This window comes from Pseudomonas kielensis (assembly GCF_014236655.1).
Lineage (GTDB): Bacteria > Pseudomonadota > Gammaproteobacteria > Pseudomonadales > Pseudomonadaceae > Aquipseudomonas > Aquipseudomonas kielensis.
The window spans coordinates 1-21,064 of record NZ_JACMYG010000001.1 but is presented as its reverse complement, the minus strand read 5'-3'; the positions used below and the strand labels follow the sequence as shown (position 1 = coordinate 21,064).

The window sequence follows — 21,064 nt, the reverse complement described above, 5'->3', positions numbered from 1 at the left end:
ACGTCGCCGTCGATCCAAGTAGGGAGTGTCTCCGACGAGCCCGAGAACATGCTGGCTATAGCTACGGCATATCTACCGGTATGCGTGGACTGGAGGCACACGTAGCGCACAGCAGCGCCACTGGGAAGCCGACGCCAGGCCACCGCCTCAATACAGTCCATGGGCCTCACAGAAGCCTCTGCAGCGAAATACGCGCGCTGATCCGCCCTATGGTTCTCAGATGGTCGGGACGGCCCGCCAGGTGCTCCCGGGTTAGGTACGAGGTGCTTCAACTGCTCACGTGCGCAGACAATCTGCTCCCGGAACTCTTCGGGATCAATGAACATGGCTCCTTCCGGCGATACCCTAAGGGTCTTGAGCCTGTTCGCGGCTTGGATGAACGCACGTTCGCGCTCAATCTCACGCTGAGGGCGGTGGTCTTTGCTTATGAGATCCCATAGCGTACGGACTATTCGCATCTGACTATTCTCCCAGGTATCGGTAACCGCACACCGGTAGCGTATGGCACCGTGATAACTCTGGCTCACAGGCCGGTCGGGTGGTGTAGAAGCACTACTAAGCACTCTCGCGGTTGCTTAGCCGCATTTCAAGCTTTTCGGCCAGAGCTTTGAGGTTTTGGATCTCAACCGACAGATCATTTTTTTGCAGCTTGGATTTATGCTCTAGAGCAGTGAGCGTGTCTTTAACAGAGTCCAGTTCGTCCTGGGCCTCAAGCATCGAACTGTAGGTCGAGCTCGACGTGAGCGCCTTGTATTCAGCGTGAAAATAATGATGGAGAGATTCAGGGTCAGAGTGCCCGGTGAGTTGTGCCACCTCTGCGCAAACATCGTCTCGCAGCGCCGGCGTCCACCCTTTCTTTAGAGCGGGGGCTTGGGCGAATCTTTCCTCCAGCCTGATATTGATTTGACGCGTGACAAAACGATGTCTAAACATGGACAGGCAAACGCGGGTGCCTGACAAACCAGCACCTAAACACAGTCGGTCAAACTCCTTAGTGATTGACTCTTTTTTCAATCGACTACCATTTTCACCTAGGAATATATTGTTGGGCTGGTCGAAAAAAATTTTACGATCTGCTAGGAAGTCAATGTAAGCTTTCCTGGCTTCAGCGTAAAGTTCAAACCGCCTTGCATCTGCAGCATTGATTTTAAAACGGCGTAACGGTGCCGGAGTTCCGCGCTTTTTAGTGGGGATCACAATCTCTAGTGTATTCGAAATGTTTTGATTGAGCTGAAGGTCGAGGTCAAATAGCTCCTCAGGACGTAGTCCTGTGAGTTTCATCATTCTTAACGTGAACATCCGCCGCTCGTATAGATACACACTGGTGGCATCGTAGAGTTCGAGGTCACTGATTGATTTAAGCTTGGAGCTAGCAGGCAGATCCTCCCAGTCTCGCTTCCGGAAAATCTCATCCTGGATTTTTTGGATGATGTGTTCGTCTATTGCCACCTTGTCATCGTTGTACGGCACGGGAGCTACGAACAGGGGATGAACCATGTAGGATCGCTTGGTTTTGGGATTTATCTCATAAGATATCGTGATATTTGCACCACTATTCTTTAGGCCTACCAACGGCGTTTTAGAAAGATCTGGATAGTTTTCTGTTAGCCAGTGCAAAAAGTTAAGCGTGGTATGCTGGATTAGCCTGGTGCGATTGTTATTCCTTGCTGGTGCGATACCACGAAGGGTAGACCTGGTTTCTTGAACTAGCTGTTCAGTAAAATCCTTAAAATTAGTTTCGTTGAAATTGCTGAATTGAATGCTCTTGACAGAGCAAAAGCGAATGAAGTGCGTGATGAGCGCTGCGTCTACCCGCGCAGAATCTCTGGCGCCTGTGGACGCGCAGATCTCAGCGATCCATAGATTGGCAAGGTTGCACGGCCTACCGTTAGGCCAGCGAATAAGTACGAAGTTTTCGATAGTGCGTGACTTTCCAATAAACGCCCCAGCCTTCCGAATCGGCATAGCTTTGTCTGGCACGCTTACGGATTCATATTCCGTGTAGAGTTGCTTACCCATCCTTTTTGCCGCCGTCGATAACCTTCATTTTCTCTGAAGAAAATATCTGGTCGCTTATCAGGAAAGATTGATATTTGGCCTTGGATGTTTTGACTTTAAGTCTGATGGTTGCGCGGATTTCGTCAGCGCTACGGTTGCTCTGAGGGTCAATACGCTCTAGGAAAGTCAAGATGTCAAAGTACGCCATCGAGGCGATGTGAGCCTCCAGCAGCGCGATGCGTGCCTGATCCTTGTCTGAAGGAAGGTTAGGTGCAGGCGCCGGATTAACCTTGGGAGTCAACAGGGCAAACGCCCTGGATCTCATCTGTAGCATGTTGTCCCACAGGCTTGACCCAGAGATGCCAAACTGTGCGACCTTAGCCGCTTGCTTCAGGGAGTTGAGCGAAATCGATGTGAAGCAGCCAGCGACATCCAGTTTGCAGAAGCCTCGCATCGAGGATAGGGCTCGAAGCTGGGCTTTCGACGGTGTAATTTCTTTAGATAGCACCTGTGAAAGCCAAGTGTGACGAGAGTGGAGATTTTTATTTGTTGTATCTCTCATCTTTTTGGCCTCCTAGGCAAATGGCGAAATCGATGGTGTAGATTTCTTCGTCGTAAGATTCAAGCCTGACTTTATATGTGGTCATATCGAACTCAGGTTGTTGCACCATTTTGTCTAGGTATTGGAGCAATTCCTTGTTGCTAATCGAGGCGATGCTGGTGGCTTTGAAGTGCTTCAAGGCTTCTATGTAAAGCGCTAGAAGCCCTTGGTTTGCATCTTTGGACAGCAAGCCGTTTTCAAGAGCAATGAGCTTGTCGTCGATGCATTCGGATTCATATCGGACGGCTTCCGAATCTGACGGTTCATAATCTGTGTAATCATCAATATGCTTCCTATTGGAGTGACCTGCCATATACCTCAGCAATTCTTTCGCTGAATCTCCCACGTGTCTATGTACGAGCAGGAGGAAGAATTTTCTCATCTCGTGAATGCGCACATACCATCGCCGACCTATTTTATCGACGGGCAGTTGGATAGCATCGCAGAAAGTATTAATGCACAAGTTCACTTTCCATTCGGGAATTTCGCCACTAGGGCATTTGAATCCTCTGCCCGGAATATAAAACAGCCTCCCTGCGTACTCCGATTCATCTCCATAGATATCTGCTAGCTTTTCGCCGAGCACTTGGAGTAGCTGGATGGCATGGGCAGCAACGTAGGGAATAGGGCGCTCAATGAAGTCGTTTGCACCCAACTCCCCAGTTTTGCCAACCATGTGGCCCATAAAAGCGCCATTGTTGCCCCGGTCAGTAGATAGGCAGTTACGTTCAAGGGTACTAAGCTCAGTATTCCGAATAGGCTTTACGATGCCGATAATTATGGCGCAAGCGCCATAAAAAGATTCCATCACCATTTTGTAGTTGGTTTTATCTACAGGGAAATTTTTCTTCTCTTTGGTTTGGAGCCTGCTTATGTTGAGCGCTTGGAATAGCGGCTGGGCAGGTAGGTTTTCCATACCTCTCGTCATCCAAAGGTGTTTTGTTTTCTGGAAGAGCTCGTTCTTTTTTACGGACTGTTTCGACAATGAATTGTCTTCGTCAATAGAGACGAATTGCTCGATGTAAAAAATCAGAGACTCAACTATGGCATTTCCGTAGACGGTTATCCACTTGCAGGCCTGATTCAGGCATTTGAAGCCAATATCAAGAGGTAGCAATTTGGTGTGGCCACCTGGCTTCAAGTGTGGCTTGTAATCAAGAACAAGTTGATCAATGTTCAGTTTGATGTCGGGGATGTCTTCGGGCAGAATATCATGGCCTTGGAAAAATAATTTTAGGCACGACATGGTATCCATAAAAGAGCTGATGCCCATCGCCCCGTCAGCTGCCTCATCTATTGTCTTAGTATTTTGAGTGCTGTGAAGGTTTGCTCGCACACCTCTTTGTAGTAAGTCGTCATGGGCTAAGGCCGGCTCAAACTGCCTAATGAACAGTCGAAAATTTGCATTATGCAGAGACGTTGAAGGTCGACCGAGAATGGAGCCAATATAGTCTCTTGACAGCAATCCTTTATCATAGGTGCTGTTTTGGGCGCTGGAGACGTAGAGATCGTTTCGAGTAAAGTAGGAAATCGCTTCTCTTGTGAGCTCAACTGGCAGGGCGTCCAGGTCTGATATAAGATCTTCTAATGAGAAGGAGATAGGTAAGATATCGAGCAGGTGTGAAATGAAACGCTCCTTCAACAACAAAGCAGCAGTCCATCCACCCTGACTGAAAGTTTCGGCGATAGCTTTGCAGGCGTCCTCATCGAAGAGCCTGAAGCCATGCGTACTGGTTTCATAAGTATCTTTATAAAGATTGGCGCGTGCCGCCAAATTCATAGCGAAGCTAAAGTATGTGATCCATCGACCTTCCGCGACTGGTTTACCTGTAATGGTGCCCATGCGACAGTGAAATAACCATTTCTGCACCGTTTCCAGCAGCAGCTTATTAGGGGCGTCGGTGAGGTTGGTGCCGTCCGCCATCAAGCGATCAAAGCTCATGCACTGAAGCTTTGACCCACCTGGAAAACTGACCAGCCATTCCTGACTTCCGATCCCACCTCTTACCAGCCAATCTGCTTGATAGCTGTGGCTTCTTTTATAGATTTTGCTTTGCCGTTCCGCGTGCTCGATCATCGCTTTGATACGACGTTCGTCGAATGAAAAGTCTTCCATTAGATGGCCTTCCAATCGGAAAGGGAGACTAGCGGACGAAGGTCTTGCTTCAGGATGGTCGCACGAGCATGCGATTTTCGGAGTTCACTCATGGAGTCGCCCGAAACCCTGCCCGCAATAGCCATCTCAGCGTTAGATGCGCTATCGAAATCGAGGGAAATTGTTTTCGCTACTAAATCCCGGAGCACCGGGAAGATCCATAAGGGCACGCTAGTTCGCTCATCGATCACTAAGCGTTCTTCTGGTGCAAGCTTATCGACGGCATCTGCGTATGCGTAGATCGCGGCAAGGCTACCCGCACTCCGATCAAATAGCAGCTCGCGCTCTACAAACATTTCAATTAAAGAGCTGGGGTCAGGCGAGTAATGACCCAGCTTCGAGCGTAAGGCTTCGCTTAAGGGATCTCCCTTCTTAAGGCCTAATAGTATCCGTCGGACAAAAGCCTGTAGCTCTTCTCGAGTGCTAAAGTCAGATGCAGCTAACTGCCAAGGCTCGCCCTCTGTTGCTACTAAGATGACCTTTTGATGTAGCACCCTGAAAAACCTCGTCGCCCATCGATGAACCATCCAGGCCGGAATATATTTATCTCTTACCACCTGCAAAGAGTTACCCAGCATGTCCGCTACGGCCTGGAGACTACCAGTACGCAAAAACTCCAAAATCCCTTGAGTGCATCGGATCGTGTAGAGATTGACCATGCTTGGAGTTACGCCTACTTTGTCTAGTTCATCTTTATACAAATCGTGCAGAGAGAGTCCAGCATTTGTAGTCAAGGTTTTTGCAAAGTTAGGACTGGAGCCAATTTGGTTTCTGCTCGAGACAAGGAACAGCTTCCTCCACCCGCTCTTACCCTCCGATAAAAGGCGTCGTCTTGGCATGTTTGTACACCGAATCACATCCATAACGATCCGAGTGCTCAATGGGGGAAGTACAGAGACCTTGCGTGACTGCGCGCGAGGTTTGCTAACGCTGACTGTTATTCGCTTGTTGTCACTATTGCCGCGTAGATAGAATTTTCCGTCTCGTCGGTATAACTTTATGTTGGTCAGTGATGATGGATTGAACGAAGGGTTTTCTGATGCAATGATCGCACTTGCAACTGCGCAGTCTCTGGGTGACAAGTAGCCGAGTAGTCGGTTAAAAGTTTCGTTAACTGTATTGTTATCGATACAGTCGTCGCCGGCAGCCTCCCATAGTCGTGCCCTAAGTTTAGGCTTGCTATGAGAGTTGTAGATGACGGGCCTGAAGAAAGGTAGTTCTTGCAGGTCGTCGAATGTCATCGATTTAAGCTCGTCAGTCTGTGCGGCGTAATATCGAGCGACGGCTAGAAACCAGTTAATACCTGTAGGCGAATCTGGATGCGCAAGATGCATCCCATTTCTGCTGAATTGTCCGCTCTCAAGCACCGCCTTGATTTCGTCGTTCGAGATGTTCTTACATAGCTCATCACCTCGGGCGTGGCATCTTAGCATTCGATTCCAGTAGTCTACCGAGCATTCGACAATGGCATCGGCCCTTGTCTCGAGAGTGTTCTTAAGATTAAGTAGGTACACGTCATCTTCAAAACTCAAGCCTTCTTCCACAAGGTATTTTTTGGGAAGCAGAAATCGTGGCCCTTTGGGAATAGGCGTGTGCACAGTCCCGTAACCAGCCGGTTGAGACATATTCTCCGGGTGACTGACGGAATTCGCTTTTGCATCTGGGATGAATGTGTCTTCCGGTATAAATCCATCCCGCCTCAGTTTTTTGTAAATAAACGCCACCGCGTTCCAATGGTCATATCGGGTTTTGGGCTTATGGTCTTTGTTGTAGAGGTGATGGGAGTAGTGTGTAAGTATGAAGTTGCTCCAGTCATCTTCCGCAGGTGGGAACTTTAGCTGGAACTTGGCAATGTGCTTAAAGATATATTTGCTTGCCCGGAAGCGCCCCGAATAGCTAGTGTCGGCTCCAGTGATGCATAATACCCTTACCGCATCGGCTACTTTATTGAGCACTTTTTTGTCGATCCACGATGGAGTGTGGATTGTAGTAGTCCGGTAGCCGCGAATACATTCATCATCATCCCACTTGAATGTGATGCGATCATCCTGCACTTGGTAGGTAAGCATAATGAGATCCTACGCCAAAAACGGCATAGCGTAGTGATCTTACTGCTCTGGTCAAGCACTTTCGTGCGTGCTTCTAAAGTTTTAAACAGTGTATTAAAAGCATACTCTTACATGTGTTTCGGGACGGAATTTTGCATTAACCTCATGTCGCAGTGAAAGGTTGGCCGACAATTGATATGTTGTTTTGTATATCTGTTTGTCTGTGTTTCGCTGATAAGGAATTGCCGGCGTGGACGCTGATCAGCCAATACGCCGGGGGTAGGGATTAGGCTGGACGAGAGGGTTCGTCGTTATCGGCATACCTAAGCGTGGGTGAGCGCAAGGACGGCGGTTGCTCCTTCCCAGTGTACTTAGTTCCTAGGGAGTATTTCACTGAGAGATTGCTTGGTCACCCTCAACCAGGTGGTCTCTAATAGCTCTTTGCCGGGACTGCTGGCAGGGCATTAATTAAAGCAATATTGACTTAGCGTTTGAACCAATTATCGATTTATCTCGTCGCCGTGTTCTACGGAATACAAGCACTACCTCCGCATATATTTAGTCCGGTTGGTGTTCGGCCCCTAGCTTGTGGTATCGAGTCTAATATTAGGATCCGAATCGGCTTGAATCACGTCCAGCGCAACCGTAATTTTTTTCAGGTGTGACTGGACATTCCGCGCCTCGCCGCAGACAACACTGCGATACGGCCTGCTGTCCACCCTTGAGATTGGTGATTTGGGGGGGGGCAAAGGCGATGGACGGTGCGCTAGGGTTTCCTACCCGTCAATCCGAGGTGATGGGCAACCTGGCCACGATAACCTCATATCGATCATTGTGAGATCTCTCTTCCGTTCTCAGCGTATGGGAGGTAGTGGAGTGTCGATGAATTCAGCGTTTTTTCCGTCTGGGGTATCCGAAGCACATGGAAATGGGTGTCAAGTTTTAGGTGTCAAAAACGTTGGCTAAGCCGTTGATTCGTAAAGGGTTGCACCTTCTAGATGAATTCATGTGTCTAGAAAAGAATTTTGCTCGACATCAACGGCATCCTCGGCCTGGCCGCGTTGATGGGCGGGATCAAGCATGGCGAGCAGTCCTACAACGATGATTCGGCGCGCACTTACAGCGTGATGATCCTCACGGCGATGAGCGTGTCCATGGTGGTGCCGGAGTTCATTCCCGAGGCTGACTGGAAGATCTACTCGGCCTTCACCATCGGCGCGATGGTGGTGCTCTACACCCTGTTCCTGCGGATGCAGGTCGGTCCCCACAGTTACTTTTTCAGCTACAGCTACCCGCAAAAACGCCGCAGAAACGAGGCCGAGCAGGAGGCGCCGGCGATCAGTCTTGGGCTGTCCATTGGCACCCTGGTGTTTGGCGTGGTGGTGATCGGCGCCTTGGCCGAGGTGATGTCCAAGACCCTCGACCTGGGGCTGGAAGGGACGGGCGCACCGCCGGTGTTGACGGCGATCGTGGTCGCGGCGATTTCCGCGGCCCCGGAGATCCTTACGGCCTTGCGCGCAGCCTTGGCCAACCGTATGCAGTCGGTGGTCAACATTGCGTTGGGGGCGTCGTTGTCGACGGTGATTCTGACGGTGCCGGTGATGGAAGCCATGGCGCTGTACACCGGCCAGCCGTTTCAGATGGCCATGACGCCGGTGCAGACCGTGATGGTGTTCATCACCTTGATCGTCAGTGCGATCAACCTCAACGATGGCGAAACCAACGCCATCGAAGGGATGACTCACTTTGTGCTGTTTGCGACCTTCATTATGTTGTCGCTGCTGGGGCTTTAGCGGCTGCGCTGGCGAGCCAGCGCAGCGCTCAGGTCAGATCCCGCTGATCAACTGCCGAGCCGCCTGGCTGTGGTCGGCAATCAAGCCTTTGAGGTCCAGCCCTTCGACCTGGCCGTCGATCACCCGCCACTGGCCGCCGACCATCACCCGATCCGCCCGATCGGCACCGCACAGCAGCAACGCCGAGATTGGGTCATGGCTGCCGGAGAAGCGCAGTTCATCGAGTTTGAACAGGGCCAGGTCGGCCTGTTTGCCCACGGCCAGTTCGCCAATGTCACTGCGTCCCAACAGTTTTGCCGAGCCCTGGGTCGCCCAGCCCAGCACGCCCTCCGGGGTGATCTTCTCGGCGCCATAGCGCAGGCGCTGGATGTACAGCGCCTGGCGGGTTTCGAGGATCATGTTCGAAGCATCGTTGGACGCCGAACCGTCGACCCCCAGGCCCACCGGTGCGCCGGCGGCGATCAGGTCCAGGGTCGGGCAGATGCCCGAGGCCAGGCGCATGTTCGAGCTTGGGCAATGGCAGATGCCGGTACCGGCCGCGCCGAGGCGGGCGATTTCATCGGGGTTGAAGTGAATGCCGTGGGCCAGCCACGTGCGCGGGCCGAGCCAGCCGACGCTGTCCAGGTAGTCCACGGTGCGCAGGCCGAAGCGCTGCAGGCAGAAGTCTTCTTCGTCGAGGGTTTCGGCCAGGTGGGTGTGCAGGCGCACGTCCAGTTGGTCGGCCAGGGCGGCGCTGGCGGACATGATCTCTGGCGTTACCGAGAATGGCGAGCAGGGCGCCAGGGCGATCTGGATCTGTGCGCCGGCACCGCGCTCGTGGTATTCGGCGATCAGTCGCTGGCTGTCGGCGAGGATCACTTCGCCTTCCTGCACTGTCTGCTGCGGCGGCAGGCCACCGTCTTTTTCGCCAAGGCTCATCGAGCCCCGAGTAAGCATGGCGCGCATGCCCAGCTCGCGGACGCTCTCGACCTGCACGTCAATGGCGTTTTCCAGGCCGTCGGGAAACAGGTAGTGGTGGTCGGCGGCCGTGGTGCAACCCGACAGCAGCAATTCAGCCAGGGCGACCTTGGTGGCCAGCGCGAGTTTTTCCGGGGTCAGGCGGGCCCAGACCGGGTACAGGGTTTTCAGCCACGGGAACAATGGCTGGTTGACCACTGGGGCCCAGGCACGGGTCAGGGTCTGATAGAAGTGATGGTGGGTGTTGATCAGCCCCGGCAGGATCACGTGCTCGCGAGCGTCGAAAACCTGTCCACAGGGTGTTGCTGGCTGCTGCCCTTGCTTGAGCACTTCGACGATAACGCCGTCTTGCAGCACCAGGCCGCCACGGGCGTCGAGCTCGTTGGCCGTGAAGATGGCGAGAGGGTTTTTTAACCAGGTACGGGTCGCAGGCATTTGCCGGCTCCTCTGAAAGTTGGGTTCAGGTTCGCCAGCTCAGTGTTGCCCTGTCTGCTGATCCAGGTTCGTCGCGGGGACGAGGTGCCGAGTTTACTCAGGTTGTGCCGCGGTAGCAAAAGATCGCCGCCTGCGGCAGTTACGACGCGATAGGCGGCGATCTTCATGGCCTTACCAGGGAATGGTTTCGCCCTTGTAGTTGATGAAGTGATGCCCGCCCTGGCCGGCGTAGGCATTGACCTGGTCCACCAGGCCGCGGGTGCTGGTCTCGACATCCAGGTCGGCGCCTTCACCGCCCATGTCGGTTTTCACCCAGCCCGGGTGCAGGGACAGCACGGTGGGACGCTGTTCGCCCAATTGGCTGACAAAGCTGTTGGTCATGGAGTTCAGCGCCGCCTTGCTGGCCTTGTACAGGGCCAGCTCCGGCGCGTCCGGCATGGTCACGCTGCCGAGCACCGAACTCATGAACGCCAGCACCCCGGTGCCGGGACGGATCTGCCCGACAAAACGCTGGGCCAGGTTGATCGGTGCCACGGCATTGGTGAAGAACAATTGGCCGACCTCGGCCAGGGTCGCGCCGCCGGGTGTCTGCACGTCCGGGCCCTTGACCCCGGCGTTGACGAACAGCAGGTCGAACACCTGAGCCTTGAGCCGCTGGCTGAGGGCGAGTACGGCGGGCTGATCGTCCATGTCCAGTTGTTCGATCTGCACCTTGCCCAGGGCCTGCAGTGCCTGGGCGTTCTGTGGGTTGCGTACGGTGGCGGTGACCTGCCAGCCGTCGGCCAGCAGGGTTTTCACCAGGCCGAGGCCCAAGCCCCGGGAGGCGCCGATGATCAACGCGGTTTTTGCCGTAGACATGAGTGGCTTCCTGAAAAAGAGGGTTATGGGTTCAGCGGACTGCGTGGTCCGAGCCGTTGGCTGGGGGCTTGACCCTTGAGCATACTCCAGGGTTTAGCCTTGGGGCTCCCTGAATAATAAACGGAGTATTCGCCATGTGGACCCCTCAACAGTATCGCCGACTGGTGCGCAGAAGTGCCTGGTATGACCTGATTGTGATGGCGGCGTTTGTCACGCCCTGGAGTTTTACCGCGTTGCACGGCCTGCTGTCTGGCTTGAGTCAGGTGCTCGACTTGCCCGGTGAGTTGCCGGTCTTTGCACCGGCGCACATGCTGATGGCCAATCTGCTGGGCTCGATTGTCTGCGTCTGGTCGGTGCTGCGGATCCGCGATCCGCAGGCGGTGTACGGCCGCTATGACGCGGCCGGGCGGTTTCTCTTTGCTACCTGGCAGGCTTATGCCTTGTTGCACGGGGCGACCGGGTTGCTGGCGCTGTTCCTGGTCGTTGAGCTGGCATGGGGCATTGCCCAGGTGTTGCCGGTCAGGCAGCCAGCGCCAGCCGGCCCGCTGACGTCGGCACCTGTGGCCTGAGCGCTAATGCCCGGCCTGCCACGGCTGCCCCAGCGACATCGGCGCATACAGGCGTGTGCGCACGGCGTCGCGTGACAGCAGTACCAGTACCAGGATGGTTGCCACATAGGGCAGCATCGCCAGCAAGCTGGAGGGGATGGCCAGGCCCAGCCCCTGGGCGACCAGATGCACGATGCTCGCCAGCCCGAACAGGTAGGCCCCCAGCAACAGGCGCCAGACACGCCAGCTGGCGAACACCACCAGCGCCAGGGCAATCCAGCCCCGTCCGGCACTCATGTTTTCTGCCCACATCGGCGTGTAGGCCAGCGACAGGTAAGCCCCGGCCAACCCGGCCATGGCGCCGCCGAACAACACCGCCAGGGTCCGTACCCGCAGCACCGGGATGCCCATGGCACTGGCGGCGTCGGGGTTTTCGCCGACGGCCTGGATGATCAGTCCCACCCGGCTTTTGAGCAGCACCCAGGCCACCACGGCAAACAGGGCAAACGACAGGTACACCAGCAGGTCCTGGGTAAACAGCATGCGCCCGATCAACGGGATTTCGCTGAGCCAGGCAATGGCTACCGGCTCGAACCCGGCCAGGGGTTTGCCGACCCACGCCGCGCCGACGAATGTCGAGAGGCCGACGCCAAAGATCGTCAGGGCCAACCCCGTCGCCACCTGGTTGGCATTGAACAGCAGTGCCACCACGGCAAACAGTGCCGACAGCAGCATGCCGGCGACCATCGCCAGCAGGACGCCGAGCCACAGATGGCCGCTGTTCAGGGCGACGATGAAACCGATCACCGCGCCAAACAGCATCATGCCTTCCTGGCCCAGATTGAGGACTCCGGTTTTTTCACAGATCAGTTCACCCAGCGCCACCAGCAACAGCGGTGTGCCGCAGCGGACCATGGCATAGAGAATGTTGCCCAGCAGATCGATATCCATCACAGCGCTCCTGCTTGCACGTGGGTCGCCGGTGCACGCCGCGCCCAGCGCAGGTTCAGCCGGGGGCGGTAGAGGATCAACACATCACAGGCCAGGAGGAAAAACAGCATCATCCCCTGGAACAGTTGGGTGATGGCGGGGGGCAGGTTCATGCTCATCTGCGCGCTTTCGCCGCCGAGGTACAGCAGCGCCATCAGCAGGCTGGCAAACAGGATGCCGATGGGGTTGAGTCGGCCGAGAAAGGCCACCGTGATTGCGGCATAGCCATAGCCCGGCGACACTTGCGGCACCAGTTGGCCGATCGGGCCGCTGACTTCGCAGACCCCGGCCAACCCGGCCAGCCCTCCACTGATCAGCAGCGCCAGCCAGACCAGGCGCTTGTGGCGAAAACCGACGAAGGCTGCCGCACGTTTATCCAGGCCCAGGACCTTGATCTGAAAACCGATAAAACTTTTCTGCAGCAGCACCCACACCGCTACCAGTGCCAGCAGGGCGAAATACACCCCGGCGTGCACCCGGCCCTCTGCAGTGAGCAGTGGCAAGCGGCTGGCCTCGCCGAACATCGCCGACTCGGGAAAGTTGAAGCCCGCCGGGTCCTTCAAGGGCCCGTGCACGCAGAACAGCAACAGGTTCAGGGCGATGTAATTGAGCATGATGCTGGTGAGGATTTCGTTGGCGTTGAAGCGCGTGCGCAGCCAGGCGGTGAGCCCCGCCCACAGCGCGCCGGCGAGGGTGCCGGTGCCCAGGACCAGGACCAGCGCCCAGCGGCTTTGCCAGTCGATCAGGTGCACCGCTGCGGCGCTGCCCGCTAGGGCGCCGAGCAGCAATTGGCCTTCGGCGCCGATGTTCCAGATGCGCGCTTGATAAGCCACCGCCAGGCCCAGCGCGCAGAGCAGGATGGGCAAGGCCTTGACCAACAGTTCGCTGACGCCATACCCGTCGCTGATTGGCGCGATCAGCAGGGTGTGCAGGGTCAACAGCGGGTCATGACCCAGGGCGATGAACAGTAGCGAACCACACGCCAGGGTCAGGGCGGCGGCCAGCAAGGGCGAGCACCAGAGCATCAGGCGCGAATGCTGGCCACGGGGTTCTAGGGAAAGCAGCATGGGAAACTCCGTCAAGCCAGTGCAGGTGCGGGTGAGTGAGGGCGGTCGAACTGGCCGGCCATCCAGGCGCCGACTTCGCTCAGGGTGGTGCTCGCCGTCGGTTGTTGTGCCGACAAGCGCCCGCCACACAGGGCGGCCAGGCGGTCGCTGATGTGCAGCAGTTCGTCGAGGTCTTCGGAGATCACCAGGATGGCCGCCCCGGCATCGCGCAGGGTTATCAGTGCGCGGTGAATGGTCGCCGCCGCGCCGACATCCACACCCCAGGTCGGGTGGGCGGCGACCAGCAGGCGGGGCTGCTGGAGGATCTCGCGACCGAGGATGAATTTCTGCAGGTTACCGCCGGACAGGCTGCGGGCCGGGGCCTGGGCACCCGCTGCCTTGACCGCGAAGCGCTGGATGATGGTCTCGGCCAGCGCCACGACCTTGGCGCGCTGGATCAGCCCATGGCTCACTAGGCCCTGTTGGAAGGCTGTGAGCAGGGCATTGTCGGCCAGGCTCAACTCCGGCACCGCCGCATGCCCGAGGCGTTCGGCCGGGACGAAGGCCAGGCCCAGCCGGCGCCGCGCATCCGGTGGCAAGTCGGCCACCGCTTGGTCGGCGAAGGCGATGCGCGAGGCGTCCTGGCGCGGCAGGCGCTGCTCGCCACTGAGCAGGGCCAGCAACTCGTCCTGGCCATTGCCCGCCACCCCGGCAATGCCGACCACCTCACCGCTGCGTACCTGCAGGTCGATGTCGTGCAGCGAGCAGCCGAACGGGTCCGGGTTGGCCCACGATAGGCCGCTGACCGTGAGGAACGTCGCGCCGCCACTGGCCTTGGGGTAGTCGACGAGCCACTGGGCGGCGTCGCCGACCATCAGTTGCGCCAGTTGTTGATCGGAGCATTCAGCGGGTCGGCAATGCCCGGCCACGCGCCCGCCGCGCAGGACGGTGGCGCTGTGGCACAGGGCGCGCACTTCTGCGAGTTTGTGGCTGATGAACAGAATGCTGCAGCCCTCGCTGGCCAGGCGGCGCAGGGTGACGAACAGTTCGTCGGCCTCCTGCGGGGTCAGCACCGAGGTCGGCTCGTCGAGGATCAACAGGCGAATGTCCTGCATCAGGCAGCGCACGATCTCGACCCGCTGGCGCTCGCCGATCGACAGGCTGTGGACCAGGCGTTGTGGCTCCAGCACCAGGCCGTAGCGCTGCGCCACCTCGCGGATTTTCGGCGCCAGGGCCTGTGGTGCACCGGCGGTCGCGCCCATGGCCAAGGCGATGTTCTGCGCCACCGTGAGGGTTTCAAACAGGGAAAAATGCTGGAACACCATGCCAATGCCCAGGCTGCGGGCCTGGGCCGGATTGCGCAGGCTAACGCGCTGGCCTTGCCAGTGCATGTCCCCCGAGTCGGCGTGGGTGACCCCGTAGATGATTTTCATCAGGGTGCTTTTGCCGGCGCCGTTTTCACCGAGCAGGGCGTGGATTTCGCCGGGTTGAATACACAGGTCGATGCCATCGTTGGCCAGGCAGCCGGGGTATCGCTTGCTGATGCCGTGCAGTTGCAGGCGTGGCATTGGAGTGGGAATCGGGATGGGGTTTGGCATCACAGGCTCGGGTCGTTGAACGAGAGGCCTGTGGCAAAGCAATTTCCTGGCCATTGAGTCAGGAAAGTGCTGAAAGGCGCAGCGCGCCGGGCTCAGTGGATAACGTTGGGCGGGTGCCGCTGGCGCAGCAGGCACCACTTCGGGGCGGCCCTGGAGACCATGGTGCAGGAACGCTTGGGAGTTAATTGGTTAAAAAATGATCATTGTCCTGCGACCTATGCCAGCTCTGCCACTGCGCCAGCCATGAACGGGTTATCCACAGGTTGCTCCACAGTATTTGTGCGCAAGCCAAAGACTTGGGCATAAGCACGGCGGGCCTTTGTTCTAAAGCGGCTAAACCGCTCTAAGCAATTGTTTTGCGGTGCAAATGACCTGCAGAACAGGCAATTGGATGAAAACTGATCAATGCCCGCAAAGCCACGTGACAGAAGGGTTACAGCGCGATGTACTCAGGTTATCCACAGTCGGGTGCACAGCGCTTGTGGGCAAGTGTCAGGCTGCAGGGCATGCCCCAAAGCATTGCAGCCTGGCTGTGCATAAAGTGACCAGTGTTCAGCGTTGCAGCAGAATCCGCCCACGGCTCAGGCCCGCCAGTTGCGCCTGCAAGGTGTCGATCTGTGGTTCGGCCACGGCCAACTGCAAATGCACGCCATTGGCCGTGAACTGTTCATCCACCACCAGCCCACCGGACTCGGCCACCCGCAACTTGACGAGCGCCAGCTCACTGAAGGCGCAGTCGCAGCCCAGCGGCACCCGGCTGATCAGTTCTATCTTTGCAGCGCCCTGCAGGCATTTGTTGGCGCTGCCACCGTAGGCGCGGGCCAGGCCGCCCGTGCCCAACTGGATGCCGCCGTACCAACGAATCACCAGTACCGCCACCTGGTCGCAGTCCTGGGCTTCGATCGCCGCCAGTATCGGCCGACCTGCGGTGCCGCCGGGCTCGCCGTCGTCGCTGCTGCGGTATTGGTCGGCAAATTTCCAGGCCCAGCAGTTGTGTGACGCATTCAGGTCGCTGTGCTGTTCAAGAAAGGCTTGCGCCTCGGCGCTGCTGGTGATCGGCGCTGCGAGGGCGATGAAGCGGCTTTTGCGAATCTCTTCGCGATACTCGCAAAGGCCGGCGAGGGTAAAAGGCATGGTGACTGTCTTAGATGGCGGGAGTGAGGCCGCAGCCCTTGAGGATGATGCGGATCAGGTTGTTGCCGGCGTCATCGATGTCCTGGCGGGTCAGCTTGCTGCGGCCGGTGACGCGGCAGATCTGGGTGGCGAAGTCGGCATAGTGCTGGGTGCTGCCCCACAGCAGGAAGATCAGGTGCACCGGATCGACGGGGTCCATCTTGCCTGCGTCGATCCAGGCCTGGAACACGCTGGCGCGCCCCTGGAACCAGGCGCGGTAGTCCTGGTTGAAATACTCGCTCAGGCATTCGCCGCCGCTGATCACTTCCATGGCGAACACCCGTGAAGCCTGGGGATGGCGACGGGAGAACTCCATCTTGGCGCGGATGTAGCGGGTCAGCGCTTCGGCGGGGTCGTCCTCGGCGGTGAGGGTATTGAAGGTGCTGTCCCACAATTCGATGATGTTGCTCAGCACCCCGATGTACAGGCCGAGCTTGTTGGTGAAGTAGTAGTGCAGGTTGGCTTTGGGCAGGCCGGCATTCTGCGCAATGGTGTTCATGCTGGTGCCTTTGAAGCCGTGCCGGGCGAATTCCACTTCGGCGGCCTTGAGGATGGTCTCCTCGTTTTTCTGACGAATACGGCTGGCTGGTTTACCGCTGTGGGCTGGGACTTCAAAGGTCATGGACGTTTCCGGGCAAGTCAGTGGGGGCGCCAGTGCGTTGATAACGCACCCGCGGGCATCCGACAAGCCTTGGTGAGGCAAATGCGTGGTTTGCAGGGGCTCAACGCGTCGCCGCCAGGCTCTCGAGAAAGCTTTCCAGTACCAAGTGCGGGCGCCGGCCCTTGCGTGTGACCGATGCCAGGCTCAGGTCATAAAAGCGTGAGTCTGGCTTGAGTGTCCGCAGGCGACCTTGCTGGACCCACAGGCTGGCGTAGTGATCGGGCAGGTAGCCGATGTAGCGCCCGGTCAGGATGAGGAACGCCATGCCTTCGCGATCGGAGGCGCTGGCGGTGCAATTGAGCGCCTGGTAGTGGGCCTGGATGTCGGCGGGCAAGCGGAAGGTCGGGGCAATCGCGTCCTGGCTGTTGAGGCGCGCATCGTCCAGTTGTTTATCGTCGACGTAGAACAGTGGGTGGCCGACCGCGCAGTAGAGCAATGAGCGCTCGCTGTACAGTGGCTGGTACTCCAGGCCCGACAAGGCGCTGGCCTGGGGCACCACGCCGACGTGCAGGCGGCCGTCGAGCACCCCCTGTTCGACTTCGTTGGGCGCGATCATGCGGATCTGGATCTGCACATCCGGCCCGCGCTCCTTCAACTGCGCCAGGGCGTGGGTAATGCGCATGTGGGGCAGGGTGACCAGGTTATCGGTCAGGCCGATGGTCAACTCGCCGCGCAGGTGCTGGTGCAGGCCATTGACCTCGGTGCGAAAACTTTCCAGGGCACTTAACAGCTGCAGGGCCGACTGGTAGACCTCACGACCCTCTTCCGTCAGGGAGAACCCGGCGCGGCCGCGTTGGCACAGGCGCAGGCCGAGGCGTTGTTCCAGATCGCTCATTTGCTGGCTGATGGCCGAACGACCGATCCCCAGCACGCTTTCCGCCGCCGAGAAGCCACCGCACTCGACCACGCTGCGAAAGATCCGCAACAGGCGGATATCAAAGTCGCTGACTTGTGCCAGCGGATCGGGGCGACGGCTGCTCATAGTTTAGTAACGGCCTGACTGAAGGTTAGAAAAGTTGGATTTCACCGACTTTATCGCCGTGGCAACTTAGCTGCAACAACGCTTTTTAATCCCTACGCCGCTTATTGCCTTGCGAGGTTTTGCCGATGAACCTGCCTGAAAACGCCCCGACGTCCCTGGCCAGCCAGCTCAAGCTTGATGCCCACTGGATGCCGTACACCGCCAACCGCAATTTCCAGCGTGACCCACGCCTGATCGTGGGGGCTGAAGGCAGCTGGCTGATCGATGATAAGGGCCGCAGGGTCTATGACTCGCTGTCGGGCCTGTGGACCTGCGGCGCCGGGCACACTCGCAAGGAAATCCAGGAGGCGGTGGCCAAACAGTTGGGCACCCTCGACTATTCGCCGGGCTTCCAGTACGGGCATCCGCTGTCTTTCCAACTGGCCGAAAAAATCACTGACCTGACCCCGGGCAACCTGAACCACGTGTTCTTCACTGACTCGGGTTCCGAGTGTGCCGACACCGCGGTGAAAATGGTGCGTGCCTACTGGCGTCTGAAAGGCCAGGCGACCAAGACCAAAATGATCGGCCGGGCCCGTGGTTACCACGGGGTGAATATCGCCGGCACCAGCCTGGGCGGCGTCAACGGTAACCGTAAGCTGTTCGGCCAGGCGATGATGGACGTCGATCACCTGCCGCACACCTTGCTGGCGAGCAACGCGTATTCCCGTGGCATGCCCAAGGAGGGCGGTATTGCCCTGGCCGATGAACTGCTCAAGTTGATCGAGCTGCATGACGCTTCGAACATCGCAGCGGTGTTCGTCGAGCCCATGGCTGGTTCCGCCGGGGTGCTGGTGCCGCCAGAGGGCTACCTCAAGCGCCTGCGGGAAATCTGCGATCAGCACAATATCCTGCTGGTGTTCGACGAAGTGATCACCGGCTTTGGTCGTACCGGTTCGATGTTCGGTGCTGACAGCTTTGGCGTGACCCCGGACCTGATGTGCATTGCCAAGCAAGTCACCAACGGTGCGATTCCCATGGGGGCGGTGATTGCCAGCTCCGAGATCTACCAGACCTTCATGAACCAGGCGACCCCGGAATACGCGGTGGAATTCCCCCACGGCTATACCTACTCGGCCCACCCGGTGGCGTGCGCCGCGGGTCTGGCGGCACTCGACCTGCTGCAGAAGGAAAACCTGGTGCAGAGCGTGGCCGAAGTCGCACCGCATTTCGAAAATGCGCTGCATGGTCTCAAGGGCTCGAAGAACATCATCGACATTCGTAACTACGGCCTGGCCGGTGCAATCCAGATTGCCCCGCGCGACGGCGATGCCATCGTGCGTCCGTTCGAAGCCGGTATGGCCCTGTGGAAAGCCGGGTTCTACGTGCGCTTCGGCGGCGATACCCTGCAGTTCGGGCCAACGTTCAACAGCCAGCCAAAAGACCTGGATCGCCTGTTCGATGCGGTCGGCGAAGTGCTGAACAAGATCGACTGATTGTCCGCAAAACGGCAGGAGCCGAGCGTGCTCACGCTTTTCGGATTGAAAGGCGCCATTGCCACTCGGCTGCTTGCCTCGCTGTCTATATATAGAAGGCGTCCCTCGGCGGACGCCCGCCAACCGAATTCAGGAGCCCCGCATGAGCCTCATCCCGCATTTGATCAATGGTGAACTGGTGACCGACAACGGTCGCACCGCTGACGTGTTCAACCCGTCCACCGGTCAAGCGATTCATAAAGTGCCGTTGGCCAGCCGCGAAACCATCCAGCAGGCCATCGACGCCGCCAAGGCCGCGTTCCCGGCCTGGCGCAACACACCGGCGGCCAAGCGCGCCCAGGTGATGTTCCGCTTCAAGCAACTGCTGGAGCAGAACGAGGCACGTATCTCGCAACTGATCAGCGAAGAGCACGGCAAGACTCTGGAAGATGCCGCCGGTGAACTGAAGCGTGGGATCGAGAACGTCGAGTTCGCGTGTGCCGCACCGGAAATCCTCAAGGGCGAGTACAGCCGTAACGTCGGGCCGAACATCGATGCCTGGTCGGATTTCCAGCCCCTGGGTGTGGTGGCCGGCATCACGCCGTTCAACTTCCCGGCCATGGTGCCGCTGTGGATGTACCCGCTGGCGATCGTCTGCGGCAACTGCTTCATCCTCAAACCCTCCGAGCGTGACCCGAGCTCCACCCTGCTGATTGCCCAGCTGTTGCTGGAAGCCGGTTTGCCCAAGGGCGTGATGAGTGTGGTGCACGGCGACAAGTCGGCGGTGGACGCGCTGATCGAGGCGCCGGAAGTCAAAGCCTTGAGCTTTGTCGGGTCGACCCCGATTGCCGAGTACATCTATGCCGAAGGCACCAAGCGCGGCAAGCGTGTGCAGGCCCTGGGCGGGGCGAAGAACCATGCGGTACTGATGCCGGATGCGGACCTGGACAACGCGGTCAGCGCCCTGATGGGGGCGGCGTACGGTTCGTGCGGCGAGCGTTGCATGGCGATCTCGGTGGCTGTGTGCGTGGGCGATCAAGTGGCCGATGCCCTGGTGGCCAAGCTGGTCCCCCAGATCAAGGCGCTGAAAATCGGTGCGGGCACTTCCTGCGGGCTGGACATGGGCCCACTGGTCACCGGCCAGGCGCGGGACAAGGTCAGCGGCTATGTCGATGACGGCGTCGCGGCTGGCGCCAAGCTGGTGGTCGATGGTCGTGGCCTGAGCGTGGCGGGGCATGAGGAGGGGTTCTTCCTGGGTGGCTGCCTGTTCGATAACGTCACGCCGCAGATGCGCATCTATAAAGAAGAGATCTTCGGCCCGGTGTTGTGTGTGGTTCGGGTCAATAGCCTGGAAGAGGCGATGCAACTGATCAACGATCACGAATACGGTAACGGCACCTGCATCTTCACCCGTGACGGTGAAGCGGCTCGCTTGTTCTGTGATGAGATCGAAGTGGGCATGGTCGGCGTCAACGTACCGCTGCCAGTGCCAGTGGCGTATCACAGCTTTGGTGGCTGGAAACGCTCGCTGTTCGGCGACCTGCATGCGTATGGCCCGGACGGTGTGCGCTTCTACACGCGCCGCAAAGCCATTACCCAGCGCTGGCCACAGCGTGCAAGCCATGAAGCCTCTCAGTTCGCTTTCCCTAGCTTGTAATTCGCCAGGTAACGCAAAGGCCGCCCCAACGGGGCGGCCTTTGCGTTTTCGGGGCTTCTTTGGCCTTTGTGACAGAAATATGAAAATAGCGGTTGACGGCAGATTCCAGG

15 protein-coding genes and 1 pseudogene are annotated in these 21,064 nt (G+C 57.9%); 4 read left to right on the top strand and 12 right to left on the bottom strand.

Going from position 1 to position 21,064, the window contains the following annotated elements; genetic code table 11:
• Positions 1-555: 555 nt before the first annotated feature.
• Genes H7995_RS00080 through H7995_RS00065 form a run of 4 tightly spaced genes read right to left on the bottom strand, consistent with a single transcriptional unit; the run spans position 556 to position 6,823 of the window.
• Positions 556-2,019, bottom strand: coding sequence for a site-specific integrase (locus H7995_RS00080; protein WP_185817774.1), 1,464 nt, complete (start codon positions 2,017-2,019; stop codon positions 556-558).
• On the bottom strand, positions 2,012-2,560 hold the full coding sequence (locus H7995_RS00075) for a hypothetical protein (RefSeq protein ID WP_143007484.1): 549 nt from the start codon (positions 2,558-2,560) through the stop codon (positions 2,012-2,014). Before H7995_RS00075 ends, H7995_RS00080 begins: the two co-directional genes overlap by 8 nt.
• The gene (locus H7995_RS00070; RefSeq protein ID WP_185817773.1) at positions 2,541-4,715 is read right to left on the bottom strand and encodes a hypothetical protein; all 2,175 of its coding nucleotides are present in this window, start codon (positions 4,713-4,715) and stop codon (positions 2,541-2,543) included. The genes H7995_RS00075 and H7995_RS00070 overlap by 20 nt, the downstream gene beginning before the upstream one ends.
• Complete coding sequence (locus H7995_RS00065) at positions 4,715-6,823, bottom strand: hypothetical protein (RefSeq protein WP_185817772.1); 2,109 nt, start codon at positions 6,821-6,823, stop codon at positions 4,715-4,717. Before H7995_RS00065 ends, H7995_RS00070 begins: the two co-directional genes overlap by 1 nt.
• Positions 6,824-7,824: 1,001 nt before the next feature.
• Between H7995_RS00065 and H7995_RS00060 the strand changes: the two are divergent.
• Positions 7,825-8,595 (top strand): annotated as a pseudogene (locus tag H7995_RS00060) (calcium:cation antiporter); the annotation flags it as partial.
• 33 nt (positions 8,596-8,628) lie between these two features.
• Here the strand turns inward: H7995_RS00060 and H7995_RS00055 are convergent.
• Together H7995_RS00055 and H7995_RS00050 are read right to left on the bottom strand one after the other, a co-directional pair.
• Positions 8,629-9,987: an 8-oxoguanine deaminase gene (locus tag H7995_RS00055; protein WP_166590900.1), complete on the bottom strand. Its 1,359-nt coding sequence runs from the start codon at positions 9,985-9,987 to the stop codon at positions 8,629-8,631.
• 171 nt (positions 9,988-10,158) lie between these two features.
• On the bottom strand, positions 10,159-10,845 hold the full coding sequence (locus H7995_RS00050) for an SDR family oxidoreductase (protein ID WP_166590899.1): 687 nt from the start codon (positions 10,843-10,845) through the stop codon (positions 10,159-10,161).
• Between the two features lie 134 nt (positions 10,846-10,979).
• On the opposite strand from H7995_RS00050, the gene H7995_RS00045 reads away from it, so the two are divergent.
• Entirely contained in the window at positions 10,980-11,414 is a 435-nt protein-coding gene (locus H7995_RS00045) for a hypothetical protein (protein WP_182343368.1), read from the top strand.
• A gap of 3 nt (positions 11,415-11,417) precedes the next feature.
• Here the strand turns inward: H7995_RS00045 and H7995_RS00040 are convergent, their stop codons facing one another.
• The 6 genes from H7995_RS00040 to H7995_RS00015 form a co-directional block, all read right to left on the bottom strand.
• Positions 11,418-12,344 carry an ABC transporter permease gene (locus tag H7995_RS00040; protein ID WP_166590897.1) on the bottom strand — a complete coding sequence of 309 codons (927 nt, stop codon included), beginning with the start codon at positions 12,342-12,344 and terminating at the stop codon, positions 11,418-11,420.
• Positions 12,344-13,450, bottom strand: a complete 1,107-nt coding sequence (locus tag H7995_RS00035) for an ABC transporter permease (RefSeq protein ID WP_182343370.1) — start codon at positions 13,448-13,450, stop codon at positions 12,344-12,346. The genes H7995_RS00040 and H7995_RS00035 overlap by 1 nt, the downstream gene beginning before the upstream one ends.
• A gap of 11 nt (positions 13,451-13,461) precedes the next feature.
• Positions 13,462-15,027 carry an ABC transporter ATP-binding protein gene (locus H7995_RS00030; RefSeq protein WP_185817771.1) on the bottom strand — a complete coding sequence of 522 codons (1,566 nt, stop codon included), beginning with the start codon at positions 15,025-15,027 and terminating at the stop codon, positions 13,462-13,464.
• Positions 15,028-15,579: 552 nt separating this feature from the next.
• Entirely contained in the window at positions 15,580-16,161 is a 582-nt protein-coding gene (locus tag H7995_RS00025; RefSeq protein ID WP_166590894.1) for an IMPACT family protein, read from the bottom strand.
• A 10-nt stretch (positions 16,162-16,171) separates the two neighbouring features.
• Positions 16,172-16,822, bottom strand: a complete 651-nt coding sequence (locus H7995_RS00020; protein WP_166590893.1) for a TetR/AcrR family transcriptional regulator — start codon at positions 16,820-16,822, stop codon at positions 16,172-16,174.
• A 100-nt stretch (positions 16,823-16,922) separates the two neighbouring features.
• On the bottom strand, positions 16,923-17,843 hold the full coding sequence (locus tag H7995_RS00015; RefSeq protein ID WP_166590892.1) for a LysR family transcriptional regulator: 921 nt from the start codon (positions 17,841-17,843) through the stop codon (positions 16,923-16,925).
• 125 nt (positions 17,844-17,968) lie between these two features.
• On the opposite strand from H7995_RS00015, the gene aptA reads away from it, so the two are divergent.
• Complete coding sequence (gene aptA, locus H7995_RS00010; RefSeq protein ID WP_095170231.1) at positions 17,969-19,318, top strand: omega-aminotransferase AptA; 1,350 nt, start codon at positions 17,969-17,971, stop codon at positions 19,316-19,318.
• A 142-nt stretch (positions 19,319-19,460) separates the two neighbouring features.
• The gene (locus H7995_RS00005) at positions 19,461-20,954 is read left to right on the top strand and encodes a CoA-acylating methylmalonate-semialdehyde dehydrogenase (RefSeq protein WP_182343374.1); all 1,494 of its coding nucleotides are present in this window, start codon (positions 19,461-19,463) and stop codon (positions 20,952-20,954) included.
• The last annotated feature ends 110 nt before the right edge of the window (positions 20,955-21,064 follow it).